Annotated in this window: 14 protein-coding genes; 3 read left to right on the top strand and 11 right to left on the bottom strand. The window is 73.5% G+C overall.

What is annotated here, in order from left to right; all coding sequences use genetic code 11:
- Positions 1-15: 15 nt before the first annotated feature.
- The 3 genes from purM to purF are packed head-to-tail and all read right to left on the bottom strand — an operon-like array spanning position 16 to position 2,608.
- Positions 16-1,041: a phosphoribosylformylglycinamidine cyclo-ligase gene (gene purM, locus HS048_RS02150; RefSeq protein ID WP_068902807.1), complete on the bottom strand. Its 1,026-nt coding sequence runs from the start codon at positions 1,039-1,041 to the stop codon at positions 16-18.
- Positions 1,038-1,175, bottom strand: coding sequence for a hypothetical protein (locus HS048_RS02145; RefSeq protein ID WP_196465985.1), 138 nt, complete (start codon positions 1,173-1,175; stop codon positions 1,038-1,040). The genes purM and HS048_RS02145 overlap by 4 nt, the downstream gene beginning before the upstream one ends.
- Positions 1,172-2,608 (bottom strand): amidophosphoribosyltransferase, encoded by a 1,437-nt coding sequence (gene purF / locus HS048_RS02140; RefSeq protein ID WP_068902809.1) that lies wholly within the window; start codon positions 2,606-2,608, stop codon positions 1,172-1,174. The genes HS048_RS02145 and purF overlap by 4 nt, the downstream gene beginning before the upstream one ends.
- A gap of 803 nt (positions 2,609-3,411) precedes the next feature.
- On the opposite strand from purF, the gene HS048_RS02135 reads away from it, so the two are divergent.
- Positions 3,412-3,762 (top strand): hypothetical protein, encoded by a 351-nt coding sequence (locus HS048_RS02135; RefSeq protein WP_196465984.1) that lies wholly within the window; start codon positions 3,412-3,414, stop codon positions 3,760-3,762.
- Positions 3,763-3,772: 10 nt separating this feature from the next.
- Here HS048_RS02135 and HS048_RS02130 read toward each other — a convergent pair whose 3' ends face one another.
- A complete protein-coding gene (locus tag HS048_RS02130; RefSeq protein WP_196465983.1) occupies positions 3,773-4,219 on the bottom strand; it encodes a sterol carrier family protein in 447 nt (148 codons plus the stop codon).
- 284 nt (positions 4,220-4,503) lie between these two features.
- Between HS048_RS02130 and HS048_RS02125 the strand changes: the two genes are divergently transcribed.
- Positions 4,504-6,597, top strand: a complete 2,094-nt coding sequence (locus HS048_RS02125) for a PhoX family phosphatase (RefSeq protein WP_307832342.1) — start codon at positions 4,504-4,506, stop codon at positions 6,595-6,597.
- A 145-nt stretch (positions 6,598-6,742) separates the two neighbouring features.
- Here HS048_RS02125 and HS048_RS02120 read toward each other — a convergent pair whose 3' ends face one another.
- The 4 genes from HS048_RS02120 to HS048_RS38660 form a co-directional block, all read right to left on the bottom strand.
- Entirely contained in the window at positions 6,743-7,609 is an 867-nt protein-coding gene (locus HS048_RS02120; protein ID WP_068902818.1) for an AraC family transcriptional regulator, read from the bottom strand.
- Between the two features lie 146 nt (positions 7,610-7,755).
- Complete coding sequence (locus HS048_RS02115; protein ID WP_196465981.1) at positions 7,756-9,240, bottom strand: MFS transporter; 1,485 nt, start codon at positions 9,238-9,240, stop codon at positions 7,756-7,758.
- Positions 9,241-9,295: 55 nt separating this feature from the next.
- Positions 9,296-9,985, bottom strand: coding sequence for a Crp/Fnr family transcriptional regulator (locus HS048_RS02110; protein WP_084008942.1), 690 nt, complete (start codon positions 9,983-9,985; stop codon positions 9,296-9,298).
- 151 nt (positions 9,986-10,136) lie between these two features.
- Positions 10,137-12,224 (bottom strand): adenylate/guanylate cyclase domain-containing protein, encoded by a 2,088-nt coding sequence (locus HS048_RS38660; RefSeq protein WP_307832341.1) that lies wholly within the window; start codon positions 12,222-12,224, stop codon positions 10,137-10,139.
- Between the two features lie 385 nt (positions 12,225-12,609).
- Between HS048_RS38660 and HS048_RS02100 the strand changes: the two genes are divergently transcribed.
- On the top strand, positions 12,610-13,188 hold the full coding sequence (locus tag HS048_RS02100; protein WP_196465980.1) for a Uma2 family endonuclease: 579 nt from the start codon (positions 12,610-12,612) through the stop codon (positions 13,186-13,188).
- A gap of 52 nt (positions 13,189-13,240) precedes the next feature.
- Here the strand turns inward: HS048_RS02100 and purL are convergent, their stop codons facing one another.
- From purL to HS048_RS02085, 3 genes are all read right to left on the bottom strand, one after another.
- A complete protein-coding gene (gene purL / locus HS048_RS02095) occupies positions 13,241-15,508 on the bottom strand; it encodes a phosphoribosylformylglycinamidine synthase subunit PurL (protein ID WP_196465979.1) in 2,268 nt (755 codons plus the stop codon).
- Positions 15,505-16,188, bottom strand: a complete 684-nt coding sequence (gene purQ, locus HS048_RS02090; RefSeq protein WP_068902827.1) for a phosphoribosylformylglycinamidine synthase subunit PurQ — start codon at positions 16,186-16,188, stop codon at positions 15,505-15,507. Before purQ ends, purL begins: the two co-directional genes overlap by 4 nt.
- A gap of 214 nt (positions 16,189-16,402) precedes the next feature.
- Positions 16,403-16,792, bottom strand: coding sequence for an ATP-binding protein (locus HS048_RS02085; protein ID WP_230880694.1), 390 nt, complete (start codon positions 16,790-16,792; stop codon positions 16,403-16,405).
- Positions 16,793-16,958 lie beyond the last annotated feature (166 nt).

Here is a 16,958-nt window from a genome sequence, read left to right as displayed (position 1 = left end):
CGCACCGGGAACGGCCTAGCGGTAGCGGGCCCGGCCGGTGCCGGGGACGATCTCGCCGAGGACCCACGCGGGGAGGTCCCGCTCCTTCAGCAGCGCCAGGGCCGGGTCGACCGCCTCGGCGGGGACGACCGCGGCCATGCCCACGCCCAGGTTGAAGGTGCGGTCCATGTCGGCCTGCGCGACCTTGCCGTGTCCCGCGAGCACGTCGAAGACCGCGGGCGGGGTCCACGACGACCGGTCCAGCAGGGCGTCCAGCTCCGGCGGGAGCGAACGGGACAGGTTGCCCTCCAGGCCGCCGCCGGTGATGTGGGCGTAGGCGTGCACCTCGACCGAGCGGGCGAGCGCCAGGCAGTCCAGGGAGTAGATCCGGGTCGGCTCCAGCAGCTCCTCGCCCAGCGTCCGGCCGAACTCCGGGACCTCCTGCTCCAGCGAGAGCCCGGCGAGCCTGATGATGTGCCGGACCAGCGAGTAGCCGTTGGAGTGCACGCCGGACGAGGCCAGCGCCAGCACCACGTCGCCCTCGCGGACCCGGTCCCGGCCCAGCATCTCGTCGGCCTCCACCACACCGGTGGCCGCGCCCGCCAGGTCGTACTCGTCGGCGCCCATGGCCCCCGGATGCTCGGCGGTCTCGCCGCCGACGAGCGCGGCGCCCGCCAGGCGGCAGCCCTCGGCGACCCCGCCCACGATCTCGGCGATCCGCTCCGGGACCACCTTGCCGCAGGCGATGTAGTCGGTCATGAAGAGCGGCTCGGCGCCGCAGACCACCAGGTCGTCGACGACCATGCCGACCAGGTCGATGCCGATCGTGTCGTGCCTGCCCAGCTGCTGGGCCAGCATGACCTTGGTCCCGACCCCGTCGGTCGAGGTCGTCAGCAGCGGGCGGCGGTAGCCCAGCAGGGCCGAGGCGTCGAAGAGGCCGGCGAACCCGCTGGCGTCGTCGACGACCTCGGGCCGGCGCGACCGCGCGACCTTCGCCTTCATCAGCTCGACCGCGCGCTCGCCCGCGTCGATGTCCACCCCGGCCGCGGCGTAACTGGTCACGCGTTCTCCTCCGTCGGTCGTACGGCCTCGGCGCCGCGGGCGGTGCCCCGGGCGCACGCGATCCCCCAGGCCGGCCGCGTGCGCGACGCGGCGGTGCCCCGGGTGTCCCCGGTGTTCCGGGTGCGCGCGCTCACGCCTTGGCCTCCAGGACGTACTTGCCCACGTTGTCGCGGTCGACGGCGATGGGGTACTCCCCGGTGAAGCAGGCCCGGCAGAGCCGCTCGGAAGGGATCGTGGTGGCCTCGGTCAGGCCCTCCAGCGAGATGTAGCCGAGGGAGTCGGCGCCGAGGGAGTCGCGGATCTCCTCCACGCTGAGCGAGCCGGCGATCAGCTCGGCCCTCGTGGCGAAGTCGATGCCGTAGAAGCACGGCCAGGCGACCGGGGGGGAGGAGATCCGGACGTGGACCTCGCGCGCGCCCGCCTCACGCAGCATCTTGACGATCGCCCGCTGGGTGTTGCCCCGCACGATCGAGTCGTCCACGACGACCAGGCGCTTGCCGGCGACGACCTCCTTCAGCGGGTTCAGCTTGAGCCGGATGCCCAGCTGGCGGATCGTCTGGGACGGCTGGATGAAGGTCCGGCCGACGTAGGAGTTCTTCACCAGGCCCTGGCCGTACGGGATCCCGCTCTCCTCGGCGTAACCGACGGCGGCCGGGGTCCCGGACTCGGGGGTGGGGATGACCAGGTCGGCCTCGACCGGGTGCTCGCGGGCGAGCACGCGGCCGACCTCGACGCGGGTCGTCTGCACGCCGCGCCCGGCGATGGTGGTGTCGGGACGGGCCAGGTAGACGTACTCGAACAGGCAGCCCTTGGGCTCGGCCAGCGCGAACCTGCGGGACCGCACGCCGCGCTCGTCGATGGTCAGGAGCTCGCCCGGCTCGATCTCCCGGACGAAGGTGGCGCCCACGATGTCGAGGGCGGCGGTCTCGGAGGCGACCGCCCAGCCGCGCTCCAGGCGGCCGAGGACCAGCGGGCGGATGCCCTGCGGGTCGCGGGCGGCGTAGAGCGTCTTCTCGTCCATGAAGACGAGGGAGTAGGCGCCCTTCACCTGGGGGAGCAGCTCGGCCGCCGCGTCCTCGACGGGCTGGCTGCGGTCCTGGGCCAGCAGCGCGGCCAGCACCTCGGTGTCGGTGGTCGCCCTGGTGGTGCCCGGAGCCAGGCGCTCGGCCAGCTCCCGGGTGTTGATCAGGTTGCCGTTGTGCGCGAGCGCGAGCCCGCCGCCGTCGGTGGAGCTCAGCGTCGGCTGGGCGTTCTCCCAGACGCTCGACCCGGTGGTCGAGTAGCGGCAGTGGCCGATGGCCAGGTGGCCGCGGAGGGTGCCCAGCACCGACTCGTCGAAGACCTGGGCCACCAGGCCCATGTCCTTGTAGACGAGGATGCGGCTGCCTTCGCTGACCGCGATGCCGGCGGATTCCTGTCCGCGGTGTTGCAACGCGTACAGCCCGTAGTAGGTGAGTTTGGAGACTTCCTCCCCGGGGGCCCATACGCCGAAGACACCGCAGGCGTCTTTCGGGGGTCGGTCATGGGGGTCAAGGTCATGGCTCAGATGGCCGTCGCCCTTCAGCACGTGCTTCAGTCTAGGTCGGCCTTCCGTCTGCTCGTACCCCGGGGCCGCCTCTCCGGCTTGCGACACCCTGACCGAACGATCGTCCGCGGTTTGCCGCGCCGGTCCGCGCCGTTGGCGGAGGCCGGGGGAAAGTGGGGTCTCCGGCATCTCTACGCGTCGGGAGAGCGGACGTGACGACACCTGTGGACCCAGACCAGCCCGAACCGCGGCGTGAGCCGGGGGAGCCGAGGCCGGCGCATCCGGACGTGCCGGAGGCGCCGAGGCCGGGAGAGCCGAGGCCGCCGGAGGAGCCGAGGCCGGCGCATCCGGACGTGCCGGAGGCGCCGGAGGTGCCGGAGCCGCTCAGGGCCGAGCCGGGACCTCCCGGAAGCCCCTCGCCCTCCATCGGGGCGGGCGCCTCGGGACCGTCGCGCTACGAGCCGCCGACTCCTCCTCCGGGCCTGTCACCCGTCCCGTCCCAGGCCACCGAGCCGGTGGGCGAGGACTTCCCGCCGGACCGGCCGTCCGCGCCGGCGCCCGGCGACCCGTACGGCGGCCCGCGCGCTGAAAGGCCCGATCCGCACGGGGACCCGCACGCCGAAGGGCCCGGGGGTCCGTACGGCGGGCCACCGGCCGGGGGGCCCGGCGGTCCGTACGGCGGCCCGCCGGGGGCGCCCACCGGAGCGCACCCGTACGCCCCCTCCGCTCCGCCGTCAGGCGGATCTCCATATCAGGCGCCGCCCGCGGGCGGGCCGTACTCCTCCGCCCCGCCGGGCTCGCCGCAGGCACCCTGGCCGGGCGGTCCCACATATCCGGGAGGCCCGGTGCAGTACCCGGCGCCTCCCCCCGGCGGCCGTCCCGCGGCCGGGCGCGGCGGGGGCATCGGCACCGCCGCGCTCGTGCTCGGAATCGTCAGCCTCTTCCTGCTGTTCGCCTGCGGACTGGGAACGCTGACGGCGGTCGCCGGCCTGATCGTCGGTTTCGTCGCGGTCTCCAAGGACTCCAACCGGGGACGGGCCTGGGTGGGCATCGGCTTGAGCGTCCTCACGCTGATCGTCGCCGCGGCGCTCGTCGCCTGGTTCTTCAGCCGGGCGGGCGTCTGCATGGACCTGCCCCCGGATCTCCAGGAACGTTGCCTGGAGGAGCGGTTCGGCGTGCGGATCGACGTCCCCTGAGCGGGCGCGCTCAGGGGACCGGCAGGTGGTCCGAGAGGTCGGCGCGGGCCCCGCTCGCCGAGACACGGCCCGCCGCCATCGCGTCGGCCCACGTCAACCGGCCGGTGGCCAGCTCCAGCCAGGTCCGGGCGTCCGTCTCCACCACGTTCGGCGGGGTGCCCCGCGTGTGCCGGGGGCCCTCCACGCATTGCACGGCCGCGTGCGGCGGGACCCGCACCTCGACGGTCCGCCCCGGCGCCGCCGCGGCCAGCCGGTCCAGCAGGTGCCGTACGGCCAGCCGCGCGGCCTCCCGCTCCGGCCGGATCTCCCGTTCGTAGGCGCGCATGACCGCGGCCGCGCACGCGCCCAGCAGGGCGCCGAGACCCTCCGGCCCGTCGTAGGGGGGCTCGTCCAGGGCGGTCAGCTGGGCGTCCAGGGCGGTGCGGACCCTCTCGGGGTCGGGCTTGTGAGGCGGCACGCCTCCATCATGCCCGCCCGCCCCGGCGGCCGGTCCGTCCGGACGGCGGGATCACCCGCTCCGGGGGCCGGCTCCTCCGGACGGCGGGACCGCCCGCTCCGGAGGGCCGGTCCGTCCGGACGGCTGGGTCACCTGCCCCGGGGGCCGGTTCCTTCGGACGGCGAGCCGATCGGACATCGATGACGAACGGTTCATCACCCGGGCAAACCTCGTTCACCTCGGGTTCGGCCGGCGCCCGTAGCGTGCCCGCTCGGAAACGCCTGTGCACAACCTTGGAGGCCCCTGTGGCGAACCCGTCGCCGCGCCGAACGCTCCCGCTGCTCAACAGCCCGCACAAGAGCGGGCGATCCGCACTGACCTGCGAATTCCGCTGCGGCAACGCCTGCGCGCACGATGTCCCGAACACCGGCGACAACACGTACTTCGGCGACGTGGTCACCTCGGTCCTGTCCCGCCGCGGAATGCTCCGGGCGGGAGCGCTCGGCGCCGTCGCGGTCGGGGCGGGCGCGATCGGCGTGGCGGGATCCGCACCCGCCGCCGCCGACCCCGGGGCGGAGGCCCAGGGCCTCGGCCGCGGGCACGGCCACGGGAACGGCGGCCGGGGAGGCCTCCGCTTCGCGGCCGTCGCGCCGAACCGGGAGGACCGCCTCACGGTGCCCGAGGGCTACGAGTCGGCCCCCGTCGTGCGCTGGGGCGACCCGGTCCTGCCCGGCGCCCCGGAGTTCGACTACGAGAACCAGACCGCCGAGGCGCAGGCCCAGCAGTTCGGCTACAACTGCGACTTCGTGACGTTCTTCCCGATGGGCGGCCACCGCGGCCTGCTCTGGGTGAACCACGAGTACTCCGACGAGGCGCTCATGTTCCGCGGCTACACCGGCGGGGCGTCCGCGACCGAGGAGCAGATCAGGATCGGCCTGGCCGCGCACGGCGGCTCGGTGGTCGAGATCGAGCGGGTCGGGAACAGCGGTCAGTGGAGGCTGGTCACCCGGGGCCGCCGCCGCTACAACCGCCGCATCACCGCGCAGACCCCCATGCGCTTCACCGGTCCGGCGGCGGGCAGCGACCTGCTGAAGACCGCCGCCGACCCGAAGGGCACCACCGTCCTCGGCATGCTGAACAACTGCGCGGGCGGCACCACCCCGTGGGGCACCGTGCTGACCGCCGAGGAGAACTTCAACCAGTACTTCGCGATGGGCGGCGGCGCCCCCGAGGAGCAGAAGGCCGGGCTCAAGCGGTACGGCATCGACACCGCCTCGACCAAGCCGAGCGGCCGCGGCTGGGAGCGCGTGGAGGAGCGCTTCGACCTGTCCAGGCACCCGCACGAGGCCAACCGCTTCGGCTGGATCGTGGAGATCGACCCGTTCGACCCCGACTCCACCCCGGTCAAGCGCACCGCCCTGGGCCGCTTCGCCCACGAGGGCGCCACCACCACCCTCGCCGGGGACGGCAGGGTCGTGGCCTACATGGGCGACGACTCCCGCTTCGAGTACGTCTACAAGTTCGTCTCGAAGAAGCGCTACATCCCCGGCTTCGACCGGCACAACCGCACCCTGCTCGACGAGGGCACGCTGTACGTCGCCAGGTTCACCGGCGACAGCCCCGCCGCCGAGATCGACGGCTCCGGGAAGCTCCCCGCCGACGGGCGGTTCGACGGCTCGGGCGAGTGGATCCCGCTGGTCACCGGGAACGTCTCGCACGTGCCGGGCATGACCGCCGCGGAGGTCCTGGTCTTCACCCGCCTGGCCGCCGACAAGGCCGGCGCGACCAAGATGGACCGCCCCGAGGACATCGAGCGCAACCCCGTCACCGGCGGCGTCTACCTGGCGCTGACCAACAACTCCAACCGGACCCCGGCCCAGGTGGACGAGGCCAACCCGCGCCCCGCCAACAAGCACGGCCACGTCCTGGAGATCACCGAGCGCCGCGACGACGCCGCGGCCACGGCCTTCGCCTGGTCGCTCCCGCTGGTCTGCGGCGACCCGGCCGACCCCTCGACGTACTTCGCCGGGTTCGACAAGGGCAGGGTCTCGCCGATCTCCTGCCCGGACAACGTCGCCTTCGACCGCGACGGCAACCTGTGGATCTCCACGGACGGCAACGCCCTCGGCTCCAACGACGGCCTGTTCGTCATGCCGGTCACCGGCTCCGAGCGCGGCCACCTGCGCCAGTTCCTCACCGTGCCGATCGGCGCGGAGACCTGCGGCCCGTTCATCACCGCGGACCAGCGCAGCGTCTTCGTCGCGGTGCAGCACCCGGGCGAGGTCGACGGCGCCTCGCCCGAGACCCCCGCCAGCCACTGGCCCGACGGCGGGGAGAGCCAGCCCCGCCCGTCGGTCGCGGTGGCCTGGCACACCCGGGGCCGGAAGATCGGTTCCTGACTCCGCACGCGCCCGCCGTACCCGGCCCGGGGACCGGGTACGGCGGGCGCGCATGCGGTCGCCGCACGGGGAGGCGACGGGTCGCGCGCCGGGTCCGGGGCGTCCGGCGGCCGCGCTCCGCGACGGGCGGCGCAGGGCCGCCCGGTCAGCCGGTGGTCCGCTCCACGGGGATCCAGAGCGCGGCCTCCGCCTCCCGGCCGTCCGGCGAGAACACCGTGCGGGTGATCTGCGGGCCCGGCCGGCTCACGTACGGGTTGGAGGGGAACCACTGGGTGTAGACGTCCCGCCACAGGTACTGCACGGTCTGCGGGGACGGGCCCGAGGCCTCGAAGACCGCCCAGGTGCCCGCCGGGACCTCCAGGACGTCCATGCCCTCGGGCGCCTCGCCGCCCGTCGCCGCGGCGCAGTAGTAGTCGAGCTCGCTGCCCTCCTCCCGCGGCTCGGCGATGTCGTGGGCCACGTTGACGAGGCCCTCCGGCTCCTGGTCCGACAGGGCCGCGATGCGGGCCAGGGCCTCCTTCCCGAGGCCCCGGGTGAACTCGACGATCGCCGGATTCATCCCCTCGTGGACGAGGGGGACGCGGGTCCTCCTGCCCACGAGCCGGAACCCGTCCTTCTCCACGATCCGGTACCGCATGCCGCTGCTCCCTTCGACGACGAGGCGGAAGGACATCCGGGGCTGGGAGTACAGGACGGCGCCGGTCCGCCTGGCCTCGCCGGGGCCGACGCCGTGCAGGGCGCGGAACGCGCGGGCGAACGCCTCACCCGAGCCGTAGCCGTAGCGCACCGCGACGTCGAGCAGCGTCTCCTTCCCGGCGAGCACCTCGGCGCCCGCGACGGTGAGCCGCCTGCGGCGGACGTACTCCGAGAGCGGCAGGCCCGCCAGCGCGGAGAACAGCCGCCGGAAGTGGTATTCCGACGTGGCGGCGATCCGCGCCAGCTCGGCCGCCTCGATCTCGGAGTCGAGGTGCCGCTCGATGTACTCCATGGCCTGGTTGAGCCGCTCCAGCACTCCCGGCCCTCCTTCCCTCACGAGGTTCACGCTAGGTGTGGGCGGCCGGGCCGGACCCGACATCCGCGGGCCCGATCCGGTCGGGTACGGCGCCCGCACGGACGGCGCGGCGGGCCGCCCCCGCGGCGGGCGCCCCGCCGGGGCGCTCACCGGGCGGGGGACGCCTTCCGGGGGTTCCCGGCCAGGGCGGCCAGCAGGGCGCCGGTCAGGGCGACGGCGAACAGCACGCCGTACGTCCTCTGGAAGCCGTCCATGAGCTGCTCCACGGCGACCGGGGAGACGCGGGAGAGCGTGCCCGCGTAGACCTGGTCGCGCAGCCGCGGGCTGACCGAGCCGGTGAGCACGCTCAGCGTGACGGCGACGCTGAGCACGATCCCCACGTTCATGATCATGAGACGGAAGCCGTTCACCACGCCGAGGCTCCCGGGCGGCAGGGCCTTCATGACCTGGGTGGTGTTCCCGGTGAGGAACGTCCCGCTGCCGCAGCCGCACAGGAACAACCCCGCGCCGACGACCCAGTACGGCGTGGCGGGCGCGGTGTTGAGCAGCAGGATCCCGAGCCCGGAGGCGCTGAACAGGGAGCCGCCGACCGAGAGCGCGTAGGGGGAGACCCGGCGGCCGAGGGCGCCCGCGAGCGGGGAGGCGAGGGCCATGCCGATCGGGACCGGGAGCACGCCCAGGGCGGCGGTGACGGCGTCGACGCCCCTGGCCGCCTGGAAGTAGAGGGCGACCAGCAGGATCAGCGCCGAGCGGGCCAGCGCGTTGCAGAACGAGGCGAGGTTGGCGAAGGCCAGCACGCGCTCGCCGAACAGGCGCACGTCGAGCACGGGGTGGGAGGCGCGGCGCTCCACGGCGACGAGGACCGGGACCAGGAGTGCCGCGACCACCGCGCCGGTGATCACGACCGGGCTGCCGGGGCCGCGCGAGCCCGCCTCGGAGAGCGCGACGAGCGCGGCGGACAGCAGTGCGAAGACCACCAGGTTGCCCGCCGCGTCCACCGGCTCGCGGGGACCCTGCGGATCGCGGTCGGCCTTGCGCAGGGTGAACGCGCCCCAGCCGAAGGCGATCAGCCCGGCCGGCACGTTCACCCAGAAGATCCACTGCCAGCCGGCCGTCTCGGCGATCAGCCCTCCCAGGGTGGGGCCGGCGAGCTGGGCCACCGAGAGCGTGCCGATGTAGACGCCCATGCCCTGGCTGAGCCGGTCGGGCGGGAAGGCGTCGGTGATGATCACGGTCCCGTTGGCCAGGATCATCGCCGCGCCGACCGCCTGGAGCACCCGCATCGCGATCAGGAACCAGACGCCGGGGGAGAGTCCCGCGAGCAGCGAGGCGGCGGTGAAGAGGGCGAATCCGGCGAGGTAGACCTCCCGGCGGCCGAGGAGGTCGGCGACCCTGCCGAAGAACACCAGGGTCGCCGTGTTGACGAGCATGAACGAGAGCAGGATCCAGCCGGAGGCGAAGGCGTCGGCCCGGAAGTGCCGGACCACCGCCGGGAGGGCGACGTTCAGGGTGCTTCCGGAGACGCCGATCAGCACCAGCCCGAGACTCGTGACCGAGCAGACGCGCCAGGCGTAGCGGAGCCTGGCGGAGTATTCGGGCGAGCCGGGGAGGTCCTGGGGGATCGCGACCATGCCGACCAGTCTGACGCACACTGTACGTCCGTTTTGTCCTGGGTCGGGTGGCCGGTCACCTCGCGCGCCTGCGCAGCCCCTCCATGTCGTGGATGATCACGCGGCGGCGGCCGGTCTCGATCAGCCCCCGGTCCCGGAGCGAGCGCAGGGCCTTGCTGACCGCCTCGCGGGAGGAACCCGTCCAGCCGGCCAGCTCGTCCTGGGAGAGCGGCAGCGCCACCCGGACCGCGCCGCCCGCCTGCTCGCCGTACCGCTCGGCCAGTTCCAGGAGCCGGGTGGCGACCCGGCCGGCGGTGTCGAACGCGCCGTACTCGATCCGCTTGCGGTCGGCGTCGCGGACCCGGCCGGTCACCGTCTGCAGGAGCAGTACGGCGACCCGGCCGTGCTCGCGCAGGAACGCCGGGAAGTCGCGGACCGCGATGCCCTCGACCGGCTCCAGCGCGGTGACCGTGGCCGACCTCGGCAGGCCGTCGATGGCCGAGAACTCGCCGAGCAGCGCGCCGGGCCCGCGCACGGCGAGGACGACCTCGGTGCCGGAGGACGTGTGCGAGGAGATCTTCACCCGGCCGGACGTCAGCACGAGCACCCAGTCGGACGCGTCGCCCTCGGCCATCAGCGTCGCGCCCCGGTCCCACCTCCGGGGCCGCCCGGCCGTGCGCAGCCCGGCGGCCTCCTCGGGGGTGAGCAGGGAGAGGAACTCGCCCGGTTCGGACACGGACACGGACGGCGAGGGGGACGGGCTCACGGGTGCCTCCTGGAGGGGATGCTGGTCGACACGGGGTGGCGGGCCGGTACGGCGGCGTGCGGCGCCGGTCGTTCCGGCGGGGTGTGGTCCGGCGGGGTGCGGTCCGGTGCGGCGGCCCCGCGGTGAGGCCCGGGCTCCCGCTCCGGCCGGATCAGGTCAGCCCGGACAGGACGTAGGCGTGCACGGGGTGCTCCTTGCCCTTGAGGCTCAGCCCGCCCAGCGGCTGGACCTTCGCCCCGGGGCCGATCCGGTCGAGGGTGCTCTGGCCGATCACGACGGTACCGGGTTCGGCCACGCCCTCCAGCCGGGCGGCCACGTTCACGCAGTCGCCCATCGCGTTGAACCCGCGCAGCTGGGGGCTGCCGATGTTGCCGACCAGCGCGGGCCCGGTGTTGATCCCGATCCTGAACCTGGGGTAGCCGGGCGTGCCGGCGGCGATCTCCTCGGCGGCCTCCTGCATGGCCAGCGCCGCCCGGGCCGCGGCCTCGGCGTGGTCGGGCTGCCGGGCCGGGGCGTTGAACAGCGCCAGCATCGCGTCGCCGACGAACTGCACGATCGTGCCGCCGTTGGCGAGCACGATCGGCACGGCCGCGCCGTGGTAGCGGTTCAGCATGTCGACGATCTCCCCGGGCGCGACCCGCTCGGAGAAGCTCGTGAAGCCCTTCAGGTCGGCGAAGAGCGCGGTCAGCTCGACCAGCTCGCCGCCCAGCTCGGCCCGGCGCGGATCGGCCAGCAGCGCCTGCGCCACGTCCGGGGACATGTAGTTGCGGAAGAGCCCCTCCAGCTCCTGGTAGAGCCGGGCGTTCTCCAGGGAGATCGAGAGCTGCGCGGCCAGGGTCGCCGCGAGCGCCTCGTCCTGCGAGGTCAGGCCCACCGGGACCTCCAGCGCCCCGGCGAGGCGGCCCTTGACGGTCAGCGGGTGCAGGACCGCGCCGCCGCGCCGGATCGGCCCGCCGCCGGGGAAGTCCCGCGCGGTGTACGCGGCGGAGCCGACCACGACCCGACCGTCCGCGACCAGGCTGATGCGCACGTCGCCGTAGGCCTGCCGTACCCGCTCCATCGCGTGGGAGAGCAGCTCCCCCTCGGGCAGGCCCACCCGGGCCCGGTTGCCCAGGTCCACCAGGGCGGCCAGCCGCTCGGACAGCTCGCGCTCGGTGGCCAGCGCCTCGCCCGCCCGGTCGAGCACGGCGGCCTGCGCCTCGGTGAGCCCGAACTTGCCCGCGAGCCTGGTCGCGACCGGGACCCCGGCGCCGGTCCCGTCGCCCGCCCCGCCGCCCGGCCTGCCGTCCTCCCGGCGGCGCAGATGGGTGACGAGCTCCTCCAGCGCCTGGGCGTACTCGCCGCGCATCCTGCGGACGGTCGCGCTCAGCGCCACCGAGTCGAACACCCCGGCGCCGGAGCCCTCCCGGCGGAACTGCAGGTGGGCGCTGTAGGCGACGAAGGCGAAGGCCAGGGTGAGCAGCACGTGCCAGAGCCACCAGGACAGGTGCCAGTTGTGGTGGGACATCCCCGCGACCACCGCCTCGGCGAGCAGGGCGTAGGCGGTGACCAGGCTGATCAGCATCGCCGCCGGGCGCCTGCGGTGCAGCCGGAACACCATCACCGCGGCGGCGCCGTACAGGGCGACGGCGAGCAGCTCGGCTCCGCCGAGGTCGGCGCCGTGCGCGGACGGCCTGGCGCTCAGCGGGGTGAGGCCCGGCACCAGGCAGGCCGCCCCCCAGCCGGTGACCAGCGCGGCGAGCGCGCCGCGCAGCAGGTTGCGCGACCGGAGCACGGCCCCGGCCGCCCGCTCGCCCAGCGGCAGCGCCGAGGCGAACGCGAAGGCCGCGGCGACCAGGAGGCCGACCGGGTGGGACAGGTCGAACCCGCGGCTCGGCCCGCCGAGGACGATCTTGGGGGTGGTCAGGCCGTGCACGAAGAAGAAGCCGGCGCTGCCCAGGAAGACCAGCGAGACCAGGAGCAGCCGGGCGTCCGCGCGCCGGGAGGCGGACCGGCTGACCAGCGCGCCCAGGACCAGGCTGATCACGGCCACGACGTTGATCAGCCAGAAGTGGGCGGGGTTGTCCTGCCACCGGGCGTTGAGATGGGGCTGGGCGAGCAGCAGCCAGAGCCCGAGCATCGGCAGGGCCAGGTGCATCACCCAGACCACCGTGCGGACCGGCTGGGTCGCCGGAGGGAGGTACGGCTCGGGCCCGGCGCTGCCGGCCTCCGGCGCGGCCGTCGAGTCGTTCGTCGGCACAGTGGCCTCCGTATTCGTCGGGGGTCCCGTGACCCCCTGTGGCGTCCGCCCCGCCCCGTGGGCGGGTTCCCCCGAACGCCCCGATTATCCAGGCACACCGCCGGTGCCGCCAACGCCTTTCCGCGCCGGGGACCACCGCGCGGAAACCCTGCGCGGGGACTCTGCGGGACCCCTGCGGAAACCTCACGGGGATCCTTGCGGAAACCCCGCCGGACCCCCGCCGGTAAGCGTCCGTACCGGATGCGACCGGCGGCCCGCGACCCGGCGGCGGATGAATGTAATCGTTCGCCGGGAATGAGAAGGTGGGCGGGAGAGGAATCCGTGGAAAGACCTGAGACGGACGGAGGTGAACCCTAAAGTGACAACGGATTCGGAGGGGGATGAGATGACCGCTGAAGTGCTGCCTTCCTGGTTCTACCCGCCGGCCGACGGCTGGGTCGCGGAAGATCTCGACCGGCTCCCCCCCGAAGCGCCGCGCCGCCTCGAACTCGTCGATGGAGCCCTCATCGTGATGTCCCCGCAGACCAAGTTCCACATGAGGGTCATCGACAGGTTGGGCAGGCACCTGGAGGAACTGCTTCCCCCGGGATGCGACGTCGTCCGGGAGATGACGGTGACGCTGGGCAGGCGACAGCGTCCCGAGCCGGATCTCATGGTGGTGCGGGAGCAGCCCGACGCCGGGATGCGCCGGACGACCTACCGGCCGGACGAGGTGGTGCTCGCGGTCGAGGTGGTGTCGCCCGACTCCGAGGAACGGGACCGCCGGGTGAAGCCCGAGCGCTATGCCGAAGCGGGGATCCGTCACTACTGGCGGGTGGAGAACGAGGACGGTCGTCCCGTGTTCCACATCTACGAGCTCGATGACACGACCAGGACCTATGTGCCGGTGTCGATCGAGCGGGAACACCTCCGGCTGACCGCGCCGTTCTCGATCGACATCCCGCTCAAGAAGATCATTTCCTGATGTGCGGAAGGGGTACGGCCCGCGTGAGCCGTACCCCTCCGTCGTGCGTGGATCAGCCGAAGATGGCGGGGAGCGTGCCCGTGTGGGTCTCCCTGAGCTCGGCGACCGGGATGTCCAGGACGCCCTCGACGACCAGCGAGGCGCCGCCGGTGGTGCCCAGGCCGTAGCAGGGCACCTCGTGGGCGGCGCACAGCTCGGCGAAGGCCTCGAAGGACTCCGGCCGGACGGTCACCAGCGCGCGGGAGGCCGACTCGCTGAACAGGTCGACGAACGCGTCGTCGCCCGTGAGCGAGACCGTGCAGCCGATGCCCTGGGCGAGGCACGCCTCGGCCAGGGCGATGGCCAGGCCGCCGTCGGACAGGTCGTGGGAGCCGGTGGGCAGGCCCTGCGCGGCGGCCTCGGTGAGCACCCGGCCGAGGGCGCGCTCGGCCTCCAGGTCCACCTCGGGCGGGAGGCCGCCCAGGTGGCCGTGGACGACGTGCGCCCACTCCGAACCGCCGAACTCCGCGCTGGTCTCGCCGAGCAGGACGACCTTCTCGCCGGTGCCGGTGAAGCCGCTGCGCACCCGCTTGGCCACGTCCTCGATCACGCCCAGCACGCCCACGACCGGGGTCGGGTGGATCGGGGTGGAGCCCGTCTGGTTGTAGAACGAGACGTTGCCGCCGGTCACCGGGACGCCCAGGGTCTTGCAGGCGTCGGCCAGGCCGCGCACGGCCTCGGAGAACTGCCACATGACCTCGGGGTCCTCGGGGGAGCCGAAGTTGAGGCAGTTGGTGACCGCGAGCGGGACGGCGCCGGTCACCGCGACGTTCCGGTAGGCCTCCGCCAGGGCGAGCTGCGCCCCGGCGTAGGGGTCCAGCCGGGCGTAGCGGCCGTTGCCGTCGGTGGCCAGCGCGATGCCGCGGGTGGTCTCCTCGGCGCCGGGCATGGCCTCGCTGATCCGCAGCACCCCGGCGTCGGCGGGCTGGGCCAGCACGGTGTTGCCCCGGACGTACCGGTCGTACTGGGAGGTCACCCACTCCTTGGAGGCCAGGTTCGGTGAGCCGAGCAGCTGCAGCAGCGCGGCGCGCAGGTCCTCGGGGCGCGGCAGGTCCGCGGGCGAGGAGGCGTTGAGCCCGGCCTGCCCGGCCGGCTCGTGGAAGGGCCGCTCGTAGACGGGGCCCTCGTCGGCCGCGGTGCCCGGCGGGATGTCCACGATGGTCTCGCCGTGCCAGGTCATGACCAGGCGGCCGGAGTCGGTGACCTCGCCGATCACGGTCGCGGGGATGTCCCACTTGGCGCAGATCGCCATGAAGGCGTCGATGTCGTCGGGGGCGACGACCGCCATCATGCGCTCCTGAGACTCGCTCATCAGGATCTCCTCGGGCCGCAGCGACGGGTCGCGCAGCGGGACGAGGTCCAGCCTGACGTCCATGCCGCCGGTGCCCTTGGCCGCGAGCTCGGTGGTGGCGCAGGAGACGCCGGCCGCGCCGAGGTCCTGGATGCCGACGACCACGTCGGCCTGGTAGAGCTCCAGGCAGCACTCGATCAGCAGCTTCTCCATGAACGGGTCGCCGACCTGCACGCTGGGGCGCTTGGCCTGGGACTCGTCCTCGAAGGTGGCGCTCGCCAGCACCGACGCGCCGCCGATGCCGTCGGGGCCGGTCAGCGCGCCGAAGAGCACGACCTTGTTGCCCGCGCCCGGCGCGATGGCCAGCTTGATCTGGTCCTTGCGGAGCAGGCCCACGCACAGGGCGTTGACCAGCGGGTTGCCGATGTAGCAGGGGTCGAAGACGACCTCGCCGCCGATGTTGGGCAGGCCCAGGCAGTTGCCGTAGTGGCTGATGCCCTCCACCACGCCGGGCAGCACCCGGCGGGTGTCGGCCTGGTCGGCGCCGCCGAAGCGCAGGGCGTCCATGACCGCGATCGGCCGCGCGCCCATCGACATGATGTCGCGGACGATGCCGCCGACGCCGGTGGCCGCGCCCTGGTGCGGCTCGACGTAGGACGGGTGGTTGTGCGACTCGATCTTGAAAGTGGCCGCCCAGCCGTCGCCGATGTCCACGACGCCGGCGTTCTCGCCCATGCCGACCAGGAGCGCGTCGGAGTGCGGGGCCTTGGTGCCGAACTGCCGCAGGTGCACCTTGGAGGACTTGTAGGAGCAGTGCTCGCTCCACATGACGCTGTAGATGGCCAGCTCGGAGCTGGTCGGCCGGCGGCCGAGGATCTCCTTGACCCGGTCGTACTCGTCGAGCTTCATGCCCAGCTCGGCGTACGGCTGGCGCTCGTCGGGGGTGTCCGCGGCGCGCTTGACGGTGTCGAGGTTCACGTCCGGATTCACGCGTTCACCAGCTTCTTGAGGATCGAGGTGAAGAAGGCGCGGCCGTCCGTGCTCGGGGCGCCGGTCAGGTCCTCGACGGCGTGCTCGGGGTGCGGCATCAGGCCGACGATGTTGCCGGCCTCGTTGCGGATGCCGGCGATGTCGTTCAGGGAGCCGTTGGGGTTGCCCCCGGTGTAGCGGAAGACGACCTGGCCGCCCGCCTCGATCGCCGCGAGGGTCGCCGGGTCGGCGACGTAGCGGCCCTCGCCGTGCTTGACCGGCAGCACGATCTCCTGGCCCTCGGTGAAGTCCGAGGTCCAGGGGGTGGCGGTGTTCTCCACCCGGATGCCCTGGTCGCGGCAGACATAGTGAAGCCCGGCGTTGCGCATCAGCGCGCCGGGCAGCAGGTGGGCCTCGCAGAGGATCTGGAAGCCGTTGCAGGTCCCCAGGACGGGGAGCCCGGCCCTGGCGGCGGGGATCAGCTCCTCCATCAGCGGCGCGAACCTGGAGATCGCCCCGCACCGGAGGTAGTCCCCGTAGGAGAACCCGCCGGGCAGGAAGACCGCGTCCACCCCCTTGAGATCGGGGTCGGCGTGCCACAGCGGGACGGCTTCGCCCCCCGCATGGCGCACGGCACGGGCCGCGTCCTGATCGTCAAGAGTCCCGGGAAAAGTGACGACGCCCACGCGGGCAGCACTCATGACAGCGTTCCCCTCCACAAACGAGCACCGCGCCGACGTCTCACACATCGGACGGCGGTCTGCGGCGGTGCGCCCAGGCTATCCGCTCTCCGGGGAGAGCTCACAACGAGGTGTACGGCCCGCGCCCCGGATCCGGCGGTGACCTGCCCGCGGCCGGGAATCCCGATCACGGGGCCCGCGGCGCCGCGGGGCGGGCCGGGCGCGGCCGGAGGGGTCAGACGGCGGCCAGCTCGCGGGGGCGCGCGGGGGCGGGGCCGTCGTGGCGGCGGAGCCGCTTGCGCAGGTGCACGGTGGTGCCGCGGCCGGGGGCGATGTCGAAGGAGATCTCGTCCACCACGGACTGCATGATCAGGATGCCGCGGCCGTTCTCGATGTCGTTCGGCGGGTAGTGGTCCGGCACCCGGACGAGACCGCGGCCCCGGTCGGTGATGCGCACGTCGCAGCGGTCGGGGCCGATGGCGGCCTCGACCTCGTAGCGGTTGTCCGGGCCGCCGTGGCGCACGGCGTTGGTGCACGCCTCGGTGACCGCGAGCAGGATGTCGGAGACGCAGCTCCTCGTCACACCGCGGAAGGCCAGGGAGTCGCCGAGAATCCTGCGGACCATCGGAATGCCGACGGCCTCTCTTGGCAGAGCCAATGAGAACTCGAAATCCACCGGATCCCTCCCGGGCCAGACGTCACCCAGTGAAGGTTTCCCTGGGGAATCCGGGCTAACCGCAAAATAACTGTGATGTTATCCACTGTTAGTCAGGACGTGGTGTGGGATGCCC

This window comes from Planomonospora sp. ID91781, from assembly GCF_015711595.1.
Taxonomy (GTDB): domain Bacteria; phylum Actinomycetota; class Actinomycetes; order Streptosporangiales; family Streptosporangiaceae; genus Planomonospora; species Planomonospora parontospora.
Note: the sequence above shows the minus strand (reverse complement) of the source record. Positions and strands in the feature narration are given on the sequence as shown.

Excerpts from the sequence above, each read along its gene's own strand:
- HS048_RS02100 (WP_196465980.1), top strand. The coding sequence starts at position 12,610 with ATGACCGCTGAAGTGCTGCCTTCCTGGTTCTACCCGCCGGCCGACGGC.
- HS048_RS02085 (WP_230880694.1), bottom strand. The coding sequence starts at position 16,792 with ATGGTCCGCAGGATTCTCGGCGACTCCCTGGCCTTCCGCGGTGTGACG.
- purQ (WP_068902827.1), bottom strand. The coding sequence starts at position 16,188 with ATGAGTGCTGCCCGCGTGGGCGTCGTCACTTTTCCCGGGACTCTTGAC.
- HS048_RS02115 (WP_196465981.1), bottom strand. The coding sequence starts at position 9,240 with ATGGTCGCGATCCCCCAGGACCTCCCCGGCTCGCCCGAATACTCCGCC.